The following is a 15,757-nucleotide window of genomic DNA, read 5'->3' as shown; positions in this document are numbered from 1 at the left end:
ACAGCACACCCCACCGCCCCCGCAGGGTGGGTTGGTCCTGTACCATTGTTCTACCGCGGAGACGCACCCCCCCGCGGCCCCCTTTGTGACGTGTCGAAATTTGGGAGCGCCCGCCACCCGGTACGGGGTGGCCGGGCGAGCCCACTGATGTGCGGTTACTTGAAGGAGACCTCGGCGAAGTTCTCCTGCGTCAGCGGGGAGACCTTCGGCGGGTTGACGTTCTTGGCGAAAGCGATCGCGGGCGGCGAGGACGAGATCGGGAGACCCGGCAGGTACTCCATGATGGTCTCGTTGGCCTTCTTGTAGGCCTCGACGCGACCGGCGGGGTCGACGACCTTCGAAGCGGCGTTCACCGAGTCGAAGACCTTGGCGTCCTTGAAGCCCCACTGCTTGTCGGCGCCGGCGAACCAGGTACCGATGAAGTTGAAGCCGTCGTTGAAGTCACCGGTCCAGCCCAGCATGTGCAGGGCGCAGGAGCCGGCCTCGGTGGCGTCCAGGTAGTCCGGGGCCCACTTCATGGCCTTCGGGACGACCGTGATGCCGGCCTTCTCGAGGTCGGCCTTCATCAGCTCGAACATGTCCTGCGGGGCAGGCATGTAGGGGCGGGTGACCTCGGTCGGGTAGCAGAACTCGAGCGAGAGCTTGCTCTCTCCGGCGGCCTTCAGAAGCTGCTTCGACTTGTTCGTGTCGAAGGGGTACTGCTTCACCTTGTCCGAGAAGCCGGCGACCGTGTCGGGCATGAACTGCGTGGCGACCTTGCCGCCCTCGGGCAGCTGGGTCTTGACGATGTTCTCGCGGTCGATGGCGTGCGCGATGGCCTGCCGGACCTCGGGCTTCTTCAGCGCCGGGTTCTTCGACTGGGTCATGCCCACGTAGAAGAGGTTGAAGACGTCACGGGTCGGGACCTCGTAGCCCTCGGACTCCAGCGTCTTGATGTCCGCGGGCGCGACCAGGTCGTAGCCGTCGATGTCACCGGCCTGGAGCGCCTGGCGGCGGCCCTCTTCGGTGTCGATGGTGCGGAAGACCAGGTTCTTCACCTTGGCCTTGGCGCCCCAGTAGTCGTCGAAGCGCGCGAGGCTGACTTCCTTGTTGCTCTTGTTCCACTTGGTGATCTTGTACGGGCCGGTGCCGGCGACCGTGCCGGCCTCCTGGCTGTACTTGGGGTACGTGATCGCGTCGCCCTTGGCGGTCGCTTCCTGCTTCTCGTACTCCTTGAGGGCCTTCGGCGAGTGGATCGCCAGGGCCTGCAGGGAGAAGCCGCCGGGCAGGTTCGCCGAGGGCTCGTTGACCTCGATGACCGCCGTGTTGGCGTCCTTCGCGGTGCAGGACTTGTAGTTCGCCTTCGGCGCCTCGGGGTCCTCGTTCTTCGCGAAGCCGCCCATGATGGACTGCCAGTAGTACGAGACCGCGCTGGACTGGTACGTACCCGCCCAGTTGAACCAGTGGTCGTAGTTCGCGCAGACCGCGGCGGCGTTGAACTCCTCGCCGTCGTGGAACTTCACGTTCTTACGGAGGTTGAACGTCCACACCTTGCCGGCGGGGTCGCTCTCCCATGTCTCGGCGAGTCCGCCGACGAGCTTGGAACCGCCGGGCTCGTGCTCGAGCAGGGCCTCGAACGCCTGACGGGTGACCCGGAAGGTCTCACCGTCGCTGGCCAGCGCCGGGTCCAGGGACCCGGGGTCGCCCGCACCTGCGAAGACGAAGGTGTCCTTCGCTCCGTCCTTGGCATCGTTGTCCCGCTCGCTGGAGCAGCCCGTGGCGATCAGGCCGACGGCGACAGCCGCCGTGATCACCCGAACAGTTCGGGACTTGAATATTCGCATGTGGGTCCACCCCAGGTCAGCAGTGTGTGGAGAGGTATTGATTCGCCCGAACACTACATTCGCGAAGCAGCCCGGAGAACAGTCCGCATAGCGGTGATACCTACCTGAGACCCGGACACTCAACAAACCGACTGGATACGGGACATCCTGCCCGCACTTGTTAACCCGATCGAAATCGGGGCGGGTTCAGCGAAGGTGCGAGGGCGGGTAGCCGTACCCCGGCGCGGCGGCGGGCGGCGGGCCCGCCGGGGCGTGCGCCTCGCGGTCGTAGAACGGACGGGAGTTGGCGCGCAGCCACATGGCGACGGGGTCGTACTCGTCGGACATGGACACCGTCGAGACGGGCAGGCCGTCGGGGACCACACCGATCGACTGCTGCATCATCGCGCGGACCGCGTCGACGGAGGGCCGGCCCGTGTCGTAGAGGTCGAGCCCGATCGCGAGGTACGGAGCGCCCAGCGCGGGCTGCACCCAGGCGCGGCGCAGCGCGCGGACGGCGGGGGTGCGGTGGGCATTCTGCGACAGAAGGGCGTAGAACTGCGGGATCTCGATGGCGGGTTCGGAGAGCTGGAGCGGGCCGGCGGGCATCCGGTCGAGTCCTGTCGCGATGCGGCGCAGGTCCAGCCAGGGGATGCCGACGCCGCCGCCGGGAGCATGCGGGTTCAGCCAGATGCCCCAGCGGTCGGGGAAGAGGGACCGGGCGATCTCGCGGCCGGTGACCAGCTCGTGGGACCTGTTCCAGCCGCTGGCCGAGAGCTCCTGGGCGGAGGTCACGCAGGGGGCGTAGCCCAGGCCGTCGATCTCCATGTTGCCGTACTGGGCGTCGGGGGAGCCCGCCGTGCCGTGCCAGAGCAGCATCCAGACCCGGCCGTCGGTGAGGGCCCGCAGCAGCGCCTCGTAGGCGTCGGGGCGCCCGGGGGCCACTTGCCGCAGCATGTGCTCGACCTGCCCGGCCTCCGCGGTGCCTGACGCACTCACCCTGGGTCCCGCCCCTCTTCGTTCCGCTGCCCCGTCGTGCCGCGGTGCTGTTGTCCCGCACCCGGGCACAACAGGTGCGGCCTCGCCATCAAACCAGCTTATGCGCCGCCCCTGACACCGGCTTGACGCCACGGGCGAAGCTGACTCAGTACCCCTCGCGCCGGTAGAACGGCCGTACCTTCTCCAGCATCCAGTCGCCCACGGGGTCCTGGGCCACGTCGAGGAGGACCAGATTGACCGGCCACGGCAGCTGGACCCGGCCCAGCGCACGGCCCAGCGCCTCCATCGGGGCGCTCTGTCCGGCGCCGTCCCAGGTCGCGAACTCGACGCCGACGAAGAGGACGGGGTCGTCGCCCTCGATGCTGGCCAGCGCCCTGCGCGCGGTGCTCACGACACCGATGTCCTGGAATTCGCCGGCCACCGCGGCGAGGAAGTCGACGGGGTCCTCCTTCCAGTCCGGCTCGTAGAGCCGGACCCGCCCGCCGGAAGGCCCGTCCAGCGCGGTGCGCCCGGCCCTGCAGAGCTCGGCGACGGCCGGCGGCGGCAGCGGCACACCGACCGCCCCGCCGGGATTGACGGCGATGCCGAGCTGCGGGGGCAGGCCGCGGGCGAATTCGCGGGCGGGCGCGACGGTGAACGAGATGTGGGCGCCGACGCACTGAAGGAACTGGGCCTCGGAGCTGAACACCGGTACGAACGCGGCGCCGCCGATGTCGACCGTCGGCAGGTCGAGGTCGGGACTGTCGGGCCCGCCGCCGTTCGGCAGGGGCACCCAGACGCGGCTCCGGCCGAGCACCTCGACCAGGCGGCCGCCGGCCCCGGGCACGCCGAGGGAGGCGCTGAGCACTTCCTCGAGCTCGTTGGCCGGCCATCCGTGCTGCGGATGGACGGGGGCCTGCGCCGGAATGTCCACGGTGTCTGTGTCCCTTTCTCGCCATGCTGTGCGGCAGAAACCTTAGCCGGGCTCGGTCCGAGCCGCGCCAGGACGGCAGTGACACGGGAAACAGCGCAGGCGGGGGCAACCGGACCGTCCAGATTCCGGACGGCCGGGCGGAGCTCACCGGTCTATGCGTTTGCGAACGAGATCCGTTCGATCGCCGTGGCGGCCTCCCGGTCGAGCAGCACCGCGGACGCGCAACCGGGTGGCAGCAGTCCACTCTCCGTGTCGCGCAGCAGCCGTCCGACCGCACCGCGGTGCCGGGCGAAGGCGTATCCGGAGACGCCCCGTCCGCGCTCGCGCTGGCCGGCCCTGGCCACATGAGGGGTGACGTCGAGCAGGACGAGGTGCAGCGTGCGGCCCCGGCGCCCGGCCTCGCGGGCCAGCCAGCGCCGCACCCATGCCTGGGTTCCGCAGTCGTGCACGACGACGGATCCGCCCGAGCGCAGCGCCCGCCACAGCCCGAGGTAGTGCGCGGCACGGACCAGGGGACGGTAGAGGGCGTACGGGAGTAAAGCGGGCAGGGAGGCCGCCCAGCGGTCCCTGGTGTCCTGGGAGTCGATGGCGTGCTCCCGCACCGCGCGCCGGATCAGCGTCGACTTCCCGCTGCCGGGCAGTCCGGAGACCACCACCACATCGCCCGCCACGAAGTCCAGGCTGCGCGGGCCGAGCCCGTTCCTGCCGCGCAGATCACGTACCACCGGAGCGTGCGTGCCCCGGAGCCCCCGAGCGCGGGCACCCTGCTGCGCGGGCACCGCACCGCGCGCTGCCCCTGCGGTCGTCGCGTACGGCTGCAACGTCATCGCCCTCCCCCTGCCGAGTCACCCACACCTGACCTGCCCAAGAAGTGTAAAGAAAAGGTAATACGGGACAACCCGTTCCGGCCGCACGTGTCGGCGCCCGAACGGCCCGGTGTGCCTGCGCGGATCCGCTCGCCCCACTCTGGCGCAATGCGTGCGATGATGACCCCGCCAACTGCATACCGGCCGTTTGAATCCGCGCGGGAGAGTCCCGGTCACTGTGTGCGCCGGGCGCCGAAGGAGCAAGTTCCTCCCTTGAATCTCTCAGGCCCCGTACCGCGTGGATGAGGCAGATCTGAAAAGCGGGCCGCTCGCGCGGCTCCACCCAAGGTGCAAGCCGACCCCCGAAGGGGCTGACCCTTTCAGGGGCTCTCGGCGAACCTCTCAGGTTCCGATGACAGATGGGGAGGGAACGTCCTCTGTCGTCATGCCCTGGAGCCATGCCCATGAGCACTGCCCCCGCCTCCCGTCTCACCGCCCTCGATGCGCTGCATCGTTCCCTGGGCGCGACCATGACCGATTTCGCGGGCTGGGACATGCCCCTGCGGTACGCCAGTGAGCGCGACGAGCACAACGCCGTACGCACCCGGGCCGGACTCTTCGACCTGTCGCACATGGGCGAGATCACCGTCACCGGACCGCAGGCCGCTGCCTTCCTGAACTTCGCGCTGGTGGGCAACATCGCCACCGTCGGCGTGGGCCGGGCCCGCTACACGATGATCGTCGCCGAGGACGGCGGGATCCTGGACGACCTGATCGTCTACCGCCTGGGCGAGACCGAGTATCTGGTCGTCGCCAACGCGGGCAACGCGCAGCTCGTCCTCGACACGCTCGCCGCACGCGCCGGGGACTTCGACACCGAGGTGCGCGACGACCGCGACGCCTACGCGCTGCTCGCCGTCCAGGGCCCCGAGTCGCCCGCCATCCTGAAGGCGGTCACGGACGCCGACCTGGACGGGCTGAAGTACTACGCGGGCCTGCCCGGCACCGTCGCAGGTGTTCCCGCGCTCATCGCCCGCACCGGCTACACCGGCGAGGACGGCTTCGAACTCTTCGTCGCCCCCGAGCACGCCGAGCAGCTGTGGACGGCGCTCACCGAGGCGGGCGCCCCGCACGGCCTGATCCCGTGCGGCCTCTCCTGCCGCGACACGCTGCGCCTGGAGGCGGGCATGCCGCTGTACGGGCACGAGCTGACCACCGCGCTGACCCCGTTCGACGCGGGCCTGGGCCGGGTCGTGAAGTTCGAGAAGGAGGGCGACTTCGTCGGCCGCGAGGCGCTGCGGGCCGCCGCCGAGCGCGCCGAGACCGCCCCGCCCCGCAAGCTCGTCGGCCTGGTGGCCGAGGGCCGCCGGGTGCCGCGCGCCGGCTTCCAGGTCGTTGCCGACGGCAAGGTCATCGGCGAGGTCACGTCCGGCGCGCCGTCGCCGACGCTGGGCAGGCCGATCGCCATGGCGTACGTGGACGCGGCACACGCCGCGCCCGGCACCGAGGGCGTCGGCGTAGACATCCGGGGCACCCACGAGGCGTACGAGGTCGTCGCACTGCCCTTCTACAAGCGTCAGAAGTGACAACGGGGCGTCCCGCACGTGACGTAGTCCCGTCTCACACCGTAAGACCACCGTTCATCAGCACTCCCCCGCGTACAGGAGAATTCAGGTCATGAGCAACCCCCAGCAGCTGCGGTACAGCAAGGAGCACGAGTGGCTGTCGGCCCTCGAGGACGGCGTGGCCACGGTCGGTATCACCGAGTTCGCGGCCAACGCGCTCGGCGACGTCGTCTACGCCCAGCTCCCGGCGGTCGGTGACACGGTGACCGCGGGCGAGACCTGCGGTGAGCTGGAGTCGACCAAGTCGGTCAGCGACCTGTACTCGCCGGTGACCGGCGAGGTCACCGAGGCCAACCAGGACGTCGTGGACGACCCGGCGCTGGTGAACTCCGCCCCCTTCGAGGGCGGCTGGCTGTTCAAGGTGCGCGTCGCGGAGGAGCCGAAGGACCTGCTCTCCGCCGACGAGTACTCCGAGTTCTCCGGCAACTGAGACCCAAGGGACCCCCTGATGTCGCTTCTCAACTCCTCCCTCCACGAGCTGGACCCGGACGTCGCCGCCGCTGTCGACGCCGAGCTCCACCGCCAGCAGTCCACCCTCGAGATGATCGCTTCGGAGAACTTCGCTCCGGTCGCGGTCATGGAGGCGCAGGGCTCCGTCCTCACCAACAAGTACGCCGAGGGCTACCCCGGCCGCCGCTACTACGGCGGCTGCGAGCACGTCGACGTGGTCGAGCAGATCGCGATCGACCGGATCAAGGCGCTCTTCGGCGCCGAGGCCGCGAACGTCCAGCCGCACTCCGGTGCGCAGGCGAACGCCGCCGCGATGTTCGCGCTGCTGAAGCCGGGCGACACGATCATGGGCCTGAACCTGGCCCACGGCGGTCACCTGACCCACGGCATGAAGATCAACTTCTCCGGCAAGCTCTACAACGTGGTCCCGTACCACGTCGACGAGACCGGCGTCGTGGACATGGCCGAGGTCGAGCGCCTCGCCAAGGAGTCCAAGCCGAAGCTGATCGTGGCCGGCTGGTCCGCGTACCCCCGTCAGCTCGACTTCGCCGCGTTCCGCCGCATCGCGGACGAGGTCGGCGCGTACCTGATGGTCGACATGGCCCACTTCGCGGGCCTGGTGGCCGCGGGTCTGCACCCCAACCCGGTGCCGCACGCCCATGTCGTCACGACCACCACGCACAAGACCCTCGGCGGTCCGCGCGGTGGCGTCATCCTGTCGACGCAGGAGCTCGCCAAGAAGATCAACTCGGCGGTCTTCCCCGGTCAGCAGGGCGGCCCGCTGGAGCACGTGATCGCGGCCAAGGCCGTCTCCTTCAAGGTGGCGGCGACCGAGGAGTTCAAGGAGCGCCAGCAGCGCACCCTGGACGGCGCCCGCATCCTCGCCGAGCGCCTGGTCCAGCCGGACGTCACCGAGGTCGGCGTCTCCGTCCTGACCGGCGGCACGGACGTGCACCTGGTCCTGGTGGACCTTCGCAACTCCGAGCTGGACGGCCAGCAGGCCGAGGACCGCCTCCACGAGGTCGGCATCACGGTCAACCGGAACGCCGTTCCGAACGACCCGCGCCCCCCGATGGTCACATCGGGCCTGCGGATCGGTACGCCGGCGCTGGCGACCCGCGGTTTCCAGGCCGAGGACTTCACCGAGGTCGCGGAGATCATCGCCTCCGCGCTGAAGCCGGCCTACGACGCCGACGACCTGAAGGCCCGCGTGATCGCGCTGGCCGAGAAGTTCCCGCTGTACCCCGGCCTCAAGTAGGTCACCCGCAGTTTGCACGTCGGGTGGGGGCACCGCGCACACTGAACAGTGAGCACGGTGCCCCCACCCTTGTCCCCGCGCTCTTCGGGCCCACCGGCCCGGCCCGCACCACCCGGCAGACAACGGCGTCTACCAACCCCTTAGGAGTCATCCCGTGGCCATCTCGGTCTTCGACCTCTTCTCGGTCGGCATCGGCCCGTCCAGCTCCCACACGGTCGGCCCGATGCGCGCGGCGCGCATGTTCGCCCGCCGCCTCAAGAACGAGGGCCTGCTGGCCCACACCGCGTCGATACGCGCGGAGCTGTACGGCTCGCTCGGCGCGACCGGCCACGGCCACGGCACCCCCAAGGCCGTCCTGCTCGGCCTGGAGGGCGAGTCCCCCCGTACCGTCGACGTCGAGGGCGCCGACAGCCGGGTCGAGGAGATCCGCTCCACGGGGCGCATCAGCCTCCTCGGCATGCACGACATCCCCTTCGACACCGACGAGCAGCTGGTCCTGCACCGCCGCAAGGCGCTGCCGTACCACGCCAACGGGATGACGATCTTCGCGTACGACCACGAGGGCGCGCTCCTCCTGGAGAAGACGTACTACTCGGTCGGCGGCGGCTTCGTCGTCGACGAGGACGCGGTCGCCGGCGAGGACCCGATCGTCCCGGACGACACCGTCCTCAAGCACCCCTTCCGCACCGGTGACGAGCTGCTGCGGCTCGCCCGCGAGACGGGCCTGTCCATCTCCTCCCTCATGCTGGAGAACGAGAAAGCCTGGCGCACCGAGGACGAGATCCGCACCGGCCTCCTGGAGATCTGGCGTGTCATGCAGGCCTGCGTCGCGCGCGGCATGGCCACCGAGGGCATCCTGCCGGGTGGTCTGAAGGTCCGCCGCCGTGCCGCGAACTCGGCCCGCCAGCTGCGCGCCGAGGGCGACCCGCAGGCCAACGCGATGGAGTGGATCACCCTCTACGCGATGGCCGTCAACGAGGAGAACGCCGCGGGCGGCCGCGTCGTCACCGCACCGACCAACGGCGCCGCGGGCATCATCCCCGCCGTCCTGCACTACTACATGAACTTCGCCGCGGGCGGCTGCACCGAGGCCGAGAAGGACGACAGCGTCGTCCGCTTCCTGCTGGCCGCCGGAGCGATCGGCATGCTCTTCAAGGAGAACGCCTCCATCTCCGGCGCCGAGGTCGGCTGCCAGGGCGAGGTCGGATCCGCCTGCTCGATGGCCGCGGGCGCCCTCGCCGAGGTCCTCGGCGGCTCCGCCGAGCAGGTGGAGAACGCCGCCGAGATCGGCATGGAGCACAACCTGGGCCTGACCTGCGACCCGGTGGGCGGCCTCGTGCAGATCCCGTGCATCGAGCGCAACGGCATGGCGGCCGTGAAGGCCGTCACGGCCGCCAAGATGGCGCTGCGCGGCGACGGCAGCCACAAGGTCTCCCTCGACAAGGTCATCAAGACCATGAAGGAGACGGGTGCGGACATGAGCGTGAAGTACAAGGAGACGGCCCGCGGCGGACTCGCGGTGAACATCATCGAGTGCTAGGCACATAAGCCCTGACCAGTGCGTTCACACCTTTTCAGTACGGTCACGGCCTTCCCTGCTCACGCAGCGGAACGTCCCCGGGACAGCCGTGAAAGTCCCGTCGGCGCCGCTCGGCCACGAGGGGGCCGAGTGATTGCACGGCACCCGGCACCGGCGTCCTGACCTCCTCTTATGGCACAACAATCGTGCGAGCAGCGCGTGGCGTCGTGTTCCCCGACGCCACGCGGGTGAGCATGTGCGGACCCAGCCCTCCTCCCGCACCGAGGCGATGCGATGCCCGACCGCGCCAACCCCGTCCGCCCCGAGAGCGTCGCACCAGGGCGGATCACGCGGCACCGTCCGCCGGAGCATTCGCTGTTCAGCGGCATCTACGGACTGGTGCTGGCCAGCGCTCTGGTGGCCGCGCTGGACGCGACGGGCGAGAAGGCCGATCCCGGTCAGGACGCGTTGTGGGTACTGCTCACCGCGCTGGCATCGAGCGCCGCCCATGGGTACGCGCACGTCATCGCCCGGCGTGCTTCGGGCGACGGGGCAGCCACCACGAGCAGAGTGCGGTTGGTGCTCGCCGAGTGGCCGCTGGTCGCCGCGGTGCTGCCCACGGTGGCGATACTGCTTGCCGCAGTAGCCGGGTGGTGGGCAGAGGCCACGGCTGTGGACGTGGCCCTGCTGTTCAACACCGTCGCCCTGTTCGGCTGGGGCGCCGCGGCCGCCCGCAACGCCGGGTACGGATGGCTGTCCTCGTGCCGGGCAGGAGCCATGGACATGCTGATCGGCCTCATGATCATTGTCGCGAATTCCCTGATCAAGTAGGCAGGCATCGGAAGGGGCCGTCGCAAACCTGCTTGCTGTGGGTACCGGCCTGAACGTCGACCACAAGGAGACGGCCCGAGGCGGACTCGCGGTGAACATCATCGAGTGCCAGGAGCACGGGCCGGCCCGGGCGTCAGTCGAAACAGCCGGTCTTCGCCCCGTCCGCCTCGGATCCGACTTCTATCTCGAATCCGGAGCCCGAGTCGAACTCCGGTCCGGCCTCGTAGCCGTGCTCGATCTTCAGCTGGCGGGCCGAGGTGAACTGCACGGTCAGCAGGAGGGCATCACCGTCCCCGCCCTTGGTGAAGCACAGTCCCGCCGTCGTCTCGGGACTGCTCAGGCCTTCCGGTGCGGACTGCAGGCGCCAGCCGTCCGCCTCGGCGGTGGCGCGGTAGAAGTCCACCACCTCCTGCCGGGGGCCGGGGAAGACGTAGATGCGTTCGGCGTGCAGCCAGGCGTCGCCACTGTCGTCGATGCAGCCCGCGGGCTCCGGGGCGAGGCCCTTGGGAACGGTCGCCCCCGCCGGAACGGATTCCAGGACCGGCTGGGATCGCAGCGCCTTCACGCGTGTCGCCGTGTCGTCACAGGTGTTGAAGGGGGAGAGCGCGGAACAGCCGCTCACGCCGGTGGCGAGCAGGGCGGTGGCCAGGAGCAGTGCGCCGGGGAGGGCGGGCGGCCGGGTGGGGTGTTTCCGGGGCGGCACGGGTCTCCCGAGGGTCGTGGGTCGGCGGGCTTCACGGTCCGGTGGGGACCAGCAGCCGGAGCGGGGAAAGCGAGGCTACGACAGTGCCGAACCGTGCTGACACGGCGCCCAACCTCAGAAGCCCCCTAAGCGCTCATAGATGAGCAGCTGTTCGCCGTGATCATGCAATTTCGGTCACAAGTGGCTTCCCTCTGTCGCCCACAAGGGGTTCACTTGACGTGACGCATGGTGACGCGGTCGCCCCACCGGCTCGCGGATCCGGCTCCGATGTCCAGGCCCCTGGCAGAGGAAGGAGGACCGCGACGGTCGCCTCACCTCGTACGGTGACCCTCTGGCCAGAGCCGGTCGGTGCACAGTGTCCGCCCAGGCGGGCCGGCACCTGTACGTCGCGCCGATGAAATCCCCGCTCCCATCCTTCATTCGCAGCATTCTCGACGAGGGGCACCAATGAGCCAGATTGTTTTACCGGTGTTTCATATGCCGTTCCAGAGCGCAGGGTGTAACCCAGGTGTGGAGGAAACGAAGAAGGCCGCCTGGGAATGGGCGGATGCGAACGGTCTGGCCCTGACTCCGGTCGCCCGCAAGAAGATGCTCCGAACCCGCCCCGAACTCTGGATATCCCTGATATTCCCTGAGGCCTCGCAGAAGCATCTCGATCTCTTCTGCCAGTGGCTCTTCTGGGCGTTCCTCGTCGACGACGAGTTCGACGACGGACCGGCCGGACGCGACCCGCACATGTGCGAGGAGGCGATCGCCCGCCTGGTGGACGTCCTGGACGGCGCCGAACCGCACGGCCCCATGGAGCGCGCACTGCACGGCCTGCGCGAGCGGACCTGCCTGGGCAGGTCACCCGTCTGGATCCGGCAGTTCCGCCGAGACACCGTGTCCTGGCTGTGGACCTACTACGCGGAGGCCGTCGAACGCGCCGCCGGACAGGTGCCGAGCCGGGCCGACTTCGTGAAGCACCGCCGCGACTCGGTGGCGATGCAGCCCTTCCTGGACCTCCATGAGATCACCGCGGGGATCGATCTCCCGGAATCGGCCCGCAGCCTTCCCGCATACATCGCACTGCGGAACGCGGTGACCGACCACTCGGGTCTGTGCAACGACATCTGCTCCTTCGAGAAGGAAGCAGTTCTCGGTTACGAGCACAATGCTGTCCGCCTCATTCAGCGGGACCGCAGGTCCACTCTCCAGGAGGCTGTCGACGAGGCCGGAATTCAACTGGCACGCATCGCCGAGCGAGTTCAGCGTGCCGAAAAGGAACTGGCCGAGGAAATAGAGGCCGCGGGTATCGACGGACAGACGCGCGCGGCACTGGAGCGCTGTGCGCGGGACTATCGCGGTCTGGTCCGCGGCGACTTCGACTACCACGCGCGCGCCGAGCGTTATACGCGTCCTGATCTGGTCGAGGTCGACCGGCGCGAGACGCTGTCCCAGTACTTCGCCGCCTGAGGGCGTACGCGCCACGACAGGGCCCGAGGATCCCGGCAGCGGGGTCCCCGGGCCCTGTCGGCCGTGATCGGGGCGGGCTCCACCATGCCGTGACGGGACGCGGCCGAGCGGGGACGATCACCGGACCACCGGCCGCACCGGTCACAATCGGCCAGATCCGTCAGGCTCCGCCGACGAGTCGGCCCCCGCGTCACCGGCCGGGGGCCCACCGCACTCAGCCCTTGTTCTGAACGGCCCAGAACTCTTCGAACGTGAGCTGTCCGTCACCGTTCGCGTCATGCGCGTTGATGATCGCCTGCGCCACCGTCTCGGTGACGAACGGGTCGCCGAGCTGCGCCATGGCGCTCTTGTACTCGACCGCCGTGATCAGGCCGTCGCCGTTCTGGTCGAACTGCTCGAATGCCTTGCGCGCCGACTCGATGTCCGCCACTGTCCCGCCCCTTCGTAAAGCGTTGCTGACGTGGTCAGATTATCGGGCGGAAATCCGGCGCGGTGCGGCGGCCGGTCGGTGATCATGGAGGCATGGCCGACACGCTTGCCCAAATCCTCGCCGCGGCGGCGCGCGGGGCGTTTCCCGCGCCGGACGGCACCACCACCATCGTGGAACAGCCGAGCGTCCGCGACGCCGGTGTGCTCGCGCTGACCGCGCACTCGGTGGTGTTCACCGACGAGGATCCTCGATGGATACGGTCCACGCTGGCCGCCACCCCGGCCGACGCGCTGGGCGCCACCATGAACCCGCACTTCCTGTGCGCGCTGCTGGCCCGCACCGGACGCCGGACGAACACCATCGATCTGCTGACGGTCGCCGACGCGCTGCCGGGCGGCCCGGAACTGCCCCTGCGGGAGATCCAGGACCCCGAGCACCCCCGGGTGGCGCGGGCGATGGAGTACCGGGACGAGGTACGCGTCTGGGCCGCGGACGGCGGTGTGGTGCTGCTGGGCCGAGGGGTCGCCGGGCACTGGGAGACCGCGATCGAGGTGGACGAGGCGGCACGCGGCCGGGGGCTCGGGGCGCGGCTGGCGCGGGCGGCCCGGCAGCTGGTGCCGGACCCGTTCGTGTGGTCGCAGCAGTCGCCGGGCAACGCGCGCAGCGTACGGACGTTCCAGGCGGCGGGGTTCAGGCCGGTGGGCTCGGAGGCGCTGCTGATCCCGGGGTAGTGCCGATCCGGACGGTGCGGTCGGGCCCGGGGTGGTGCCGGGCCCGACGGTGCGGTCAGCGAAAGACGCCGGTGTGGCCGAGCGAGTAGCGGCCCGGCTGCGGGTAGACGGCCAGCCCGTGCGGCCCGCTGCCGACCGGGATCCTGGCCAGCTGCTTGCCGCTGGTGGTGTCGATCGCGTACACCTCGGCGTCGTAACGCCCGGACAGCCAGAGCACCTTGCCGTCCGCCGATACGCCGCCCATGTCCGGGCTGCCGCCGTCGGGCAGGTGCCACTTCTTGGTGAGCTCCTTCTTCCCGAAGTCGAAGACGGAGACGGAACCCTCGCCCCGGTTGGAGATGTACATCTCCTTGGAGTCCCGGCTGACATAGAGCCCGTGGCAGCCCTTGCCGGTGGGCAGCAGCTTCGGGGTGGTGAACTTCTTCCCGTCGAGCACCCACATGCCGTGCGCCATCATGTCGGCGATGTAGAAGGTCGATCCGTCCGGGGAGATCTTCACGTCCTGCGGCATGGCTCCCTGCATCGGCAGCTTCTGCTGTCCGACGACCTCCATCTTCTCCGTGTCGACCTTGAGGAGTTCGCCGGAGAACTCGCAGGAGACGATGAAGTACCGCCCGTCCGCCGAGAAGTCCGCGTGGTTGACGCCCGAGCAGCTCACCGGGACGGTCTTGGCCCGGTCCATGGTCTTCGGGTCGCGGAAGACCAGTTCGCGGTCGAGCGAGGCCATGACGACGGCGTACTTGCCGTTCGGGGTGAAGTAGAGGTTGTACGGGTCGGAGACCTCGAGCGTACGGCCGGTCTTCCCGGTGGCCGGGTCGATGGCGGTGAGGCTGTCGCCCACGTCGTTGTTGACCCAGAGCGTCTTCAGGTCCCAGGAGGGGACGACGTGCTGGGGCTGTTGGCCCACGGGGATGGTCTCGATGACCTTGTACGTCGCGGGGTCGATCACGGACACGGTGTTGGAGTTGGTGTTGGGGACGTACACCCGGGACGGGAAGTCCTTGACGGCCGGTGACAGCATTCCCGCGCGGTCGGCGGCGTAGACGTCCTTGGGGTCGAGGACGGGTGGCATCCCCGGCAGTCCCGGCGGGGTCGCGGCCCGTTCCGGCTCGGCCTGTCGTGCGGCGGCCTCGGTGCGGGAGGGCCGGGCGGGGTCCGCGGGCGCCTGGCAGGCGGCGAGAGCCGCGACGAGTACGCCCCCGGCCAGGGCCGTGGCTGTGGTGGTGCGCAGGGAGGGAAGCATCAGGTCAGCAGCTCCGTCGTGGTCACCGCGCGCAGTTGGCGCCGGCCGATTTCGTTGAGGAGGAGGGGCAGTGCGGCGACGGTGTCCCGGTAGCCGAAGTGCAGGCTCACCACGGATCCGTTGCGGAGTTCGCCTGCGACCTTGCGGGTGACGGCGGCGACGCCCGGCGAGGTGAAGTCGAGCGAGTCCACGTCGTAGGCGAGGACGTGTGTGTAGCCGGCCCGGCGGGCGAGGTCCTGGACGAGGGGGGTGGCGTACTGGGCGCGCGACGGGCGGAACCAGGTGCCGATGGAGCCGGTGAGGCGGCGCAGCCGCTGGGCGCAGCCGGTGATCTCGGCGTACGCCTGCGCTTCGTCCATCGCGTTGATGTCGAGGTGGCGCTGGGTGTGGTTGCCGAGGTCGTGGCCGCCGTCGAGGATCCGGCGTGCCATCGCGGGGTGTTCGTCGAGCCAGCTCCCGACGGCGAGGACGGTGAGCCGGGCTCCGGCCCGTTCGGCCTCGGCGAGGACGGTGCGTGCGAGGACGGGGTCGCCCTGGCCGTGGAAGGTGAGGGCGACACGGTTACGGTCGCGCGGGCCGTGCTCGATCTGGACCGGCCGGCCGGGGAAACGGTGCGGGGCGGGGGCAGGGGGGACGGCGCCGCGGGACTGCTGGGGCTCGTGGCCCTTCTGCGGAGCGTGGACAGGGGTGGCGTCCCGCGCACAGCCTGCGGCGGCGGAACCGGCCAGGAGGACGCCCGCTGTCGCGCGCAGGGCGATGCGCCGGGGAACCGGTGTCCTGCGACCGTTCATGGCCGTCCACCTCGCGGGGTTCGGTTCGGGTGCTGATTCCCCGAGACCCGAGACACAGTAGGGCGAGATGAGCGGAATGCGATGATTGACGCATTTTAAAGATGATCAATGAATCACCCGTCGAAACCCATACTCATGCAAAGAAAGCCAGGCCAGTGACTCATCACACCTGTGATTCAGAAGCTTAATATGACTATTCGG

The 15,757-nt window shown here is 69.6% G+C and carries 15 protein-coding genes and 1 riboswitch; of the genes, 7 read left to right on the top strand and 8 right to left on the bottom strand.

Going from position 1 to position 15,757, the window contains the following annotated elements:
- Positions 1 to 155: 155 nt before the first annotated feature.
- From ACFW9O_RS29910 to ACFW9O_RS29895, 4 genes are all read right to left on the bottom strand, one after another.
- Complete coding sequence (locus ACFW9O_RS29910; protein WP_351168823.1) at positions 156 to 1,823, bottom strand: ABC transporter substrate-binding protein; 1,668 nt, start codon at positions 1,821 to 1,823, stop codon at positions 156 to 158.
- Positions 1,824 to 2,009: 186 nt separating this feature from the next.
- The gene (locus tag ACFW9O_RS29905) at positions 2,010 to 2,801 is read right to left on the bottom strand and encodes an enhanced serine sensitivity protein SseB C-terminal domain-containing protein (RefSeq protein ID WP_384613593.1); all 792 of its coding nucleotides are present in this window, start codon (positions 2,799 to 2,801) and stop codon (positions 2,010 to 2,012) included.
- A gap of 145 nt (positions 2,802 to 2,946) precedes the next feature.
- Positions 2,947 to 3,714, bottom strand: a complete 768-nt coding sequence (locus tag ACFW9O_RS29900; RefSeq protein WP_384613592.1) for an enhanced serine sensitivity protein SseB — start codon at positions 3,712 to 3,714, stop codon at positions 2,947 to 2,949.
- A 152-nt stretch (positions 3,715 to 3,866) separates the two neighbouring features.
- Complete coding sequence (locus tag ACFW9O_RS29895; protein WP_351168817.1) at positions 3,867 to 4,541, bottom strand: AAA family ATPase; 675 nt, start codon at positions 4,539 to 4,541, stop codon at positions 3,867 to 3,869.
- A gap of 188 nt (positions 4,542 to 4,729) precedes the next feature.
- Positions 4,730 to 4,827: riboswitch (glycine riboswitch) on the top strand.
- 157 nt (positions 4,828 to 4,984) lie between these two features.
- On the opposite strand from ACFW9O_RS29895, the gene gcvT reads away from it, so the two are divergent.
- From gcvT to ACFW9O_RS29870, 5 genes are all read left to right on the top strand, one after another.
- Complete coding sequence (gcvT, locus tag ACFW9O_RS29890; protein ID WP_351168815.1) at positions 4,985 to 6,106, top strand: glycine cleavage system aminomethyltransferase GcvT; 1,122 nt, start codon at positions 4,985 to 4,987, stop codon at positions 6,104 to 6,106.
- Between the two features lie 91 nt (positions 6,107 to 6,197).
- Positions 6,198 to 6,575, top strand: a complete 378-nt coding sequence (gene gcvH, locus ACFW9O_RS29885) for a glycine cleavage system protein GcvH (RefSeq protein ID WP_356424070.1) — start codon at positions 6,198 to 6,200, stop codon at positions 6,573 to 6,575.
- An 18-nt stretch (positions 6,576 to 6,593) separates the two neighbouring features.
- Entirely contained in the window at positions 6,594 to 7,853 is a 1,260-nt protein-coding gene (glyA, locus tag ACFW9O_RS29880; protein WP_356424066.1) for a serine hydroxymethyltransferase, read from the top strand.
- 154 nt (positions 7,854 to 8,007) lie between these two features.
- Complete coding sequence (locus ACFW9O_RS29875; protein ID WP_351168809.1) at positions 8,008 to 9,393, top strand: L-serine ammonia-lyase; 1,386 nt, start codon at positions 8,008 to 8,010, stop codon at positions 9,391 to 9,393.
- A 273-nt stretch (positions 9,394 to 9,666) separates the two neighbouring features.
- Positions 9,667 to 10,203, top strand: a complete 537-nt coding sequence (locus tag ACFW9O_RS29870) for a hypothetical protein (protein WP_384613590.1) — start codon at positions 9,667 to 9,669, stop codon at positions 10,201 to 10,203.
- Between the two features lie 133 nt (positions 10,204 to 10,336).
- Here ACFW9O_RS29870 and ACFW9O_RS29865 read toward each other — a convergent pair whose 3' ends face one another.
- Entirely contained in the window at positions 10,337 to 10,906 is a 570-nt protein-coding gene (locus ACFW9O_RS29865) for a hypothetical protein (RefSeq protein WP_384613588.1), read from the bottom strand.
- A gap of 477 nt (positions 10,907 to 11,383) precedes the next feature.
- Between ACFW9O_RS29865 and ACFW9O_RS29860 the strand changes: the two genes are divergently transcribed.
- Positions 11,384 to 12,361, top strand: coding sequence for a terpene synthase family protein (locus ACFW9O_RS29860; protein ID WP_384613587.1), 978 nt, complete (start codon positions 11,384 to 11,386; stop codon positions 12,359 to 12,361).
- A gap of 214 nt (positions 12,362 to 12,575) precedes the next feature.
- On the opposite strand, the gene ACFW9O_RS29855 is transcribed toward ACFW9O_RS29860, so the two are convergent.
- Entirely contained in the window at positions 12,576 to 12,791 is a 216-nt protein-coding gene (locus ACFW9O_RS29855; protein WP_356424057.1) for an EF-hand domain-containing protein, read from the bottom strand.
- A 92-nt stretch (positions 12,792 to 12,883) separates the two neighbouring features.
- On the opposite strand from ACFW9O_RS29855, the gene ACFW9O_RS29850 reads away from it, so the two are divergent.
- Entirely contained in the window at positions 12,884 to 13,522 is a 639-nt protein-coding gene (locus tag ACFW9O_RS29850; RefSeq protein WP_384613584.1) for a GNAT family N-acetyltransferase, read from the top strand.
- Between the two features lie 55 nt (positions 13,523 to 13,577).
- Here ACFW9O_RS29850 and ACFW9O_RS29845 read toward each other — a convergent pair whose 3' ends face one another.
- Positions 13,578 to 14,765 (bottom strand): beta-propeller fold lactonase family protein, encoded by a 1,188-nt coding sequence (locus ACFW9O_RS29845; protein ID WP_384613583.1) that lies wholly within the window; start codon positions 14,763 to 14,765, stop codon positions 13,578 to 13,580.
- Positions 14,765 to 15,556, bottom strand: a complete 792-nt coding sequence (locus ACFW9O_RS29840) for a polysaccharide deacetylase family protein (protein ID WP_384613581.1) — start codon at positions 15,554 to 15,556, stop codon at positions 14,765 to 14,767. Before ACFW9O_RS29840 ends, ACFW9O_RS29845 begins: the two co-directional genes overlap by 1 nt.
- Between the last annotated feature and the right edge of the window lie 201 nt (positions 15,557 to 15,757).

The sequence above is a fragment of the Streptomyces sp. NPDC059499 genome (genome assembly GCF_042749285.1).
GTDB lineage: Bacteria > Actinomycetota > Actinomycetes > Streptomycetales > Streptomycetaceae > Streptomyces.
This window is presented reverse-complemented; position numbering and strand designations above follow the sequence as displayed.

Bases quoted from the DNA above. Each gene is read 5' to 3' on its own strand.
- ACFW9O_RS29910 (WP_351168823.1), bottom strand. From the start codon at position 1,823: ATGCGAATATTCAAGTCCCGAACTGTTCGGGTGATCACGGCGGCTGTC.
- ACFW9O_RS29895 (WP_351168817.1), bottom strand. From the start codon at position 4,541: ATGACGTTGCAGCCGTACGCGACGACCGCAGGGGCAGCGCGCGGTGCG.
- gcvT (WP_351168815.1), top strand. From the start codon at position 4,985: ATGAGCACTGCCCCCGCCTCCCGTCTCACCGCCCTCGATGCGCTGCAT.
- gcvH (WP_356424070.1), top strand. From the start codon at position 6,198: ATGAGCAACCCCCAGCAGCTGCGGTACAGCAAGGAGCACGAGTGGCTG.
- glyA (WP_356424066.1), top strand. From the start codon at position 6,594: ATGTCGCTTCTCAACTCCTCCCTCCACGAGCTGGACCCGGACGTCGCC.
- ACFW9O_RS29870 (WP_384613590.1), top strand. From the start codon at position 9,667: ATGCCCGACCGCGCCAACCCCGTCCGCCCCGAGAGCGTCGCACCAGGG.
- ACFW9O_RS29860 (WP_384613587.1), top strand. From the start codon at position 11,384: ATGCCGTTCCAGAGCGCAGGGTGTAACCCAGGTGTGGAGGAAACGAAG.
- ACFW9O_RS29850 (WP_384613584.1), top strand. From the start codon at position 12,884: ATGGCCGACACGCTTGCCCAAATCCTCGCCGCGGCGGCGCGCGGGGCG.
- ACFW9O_RS29845 (WP_384613583.1), bottom strand. From the start codon at position 14,765: ATGCTTCCCTCCCTGCGCACCACCACAGCCACGGCCCTGGCCGGGGGC.
- ACFW9O_RS29840 (WP_384613581.1), bottom strand. From the start codon at position 15,556: ATGAACGGTCGCAGGACACCGGTTCCCCGGCGCATCGCCCTGCGCGCG.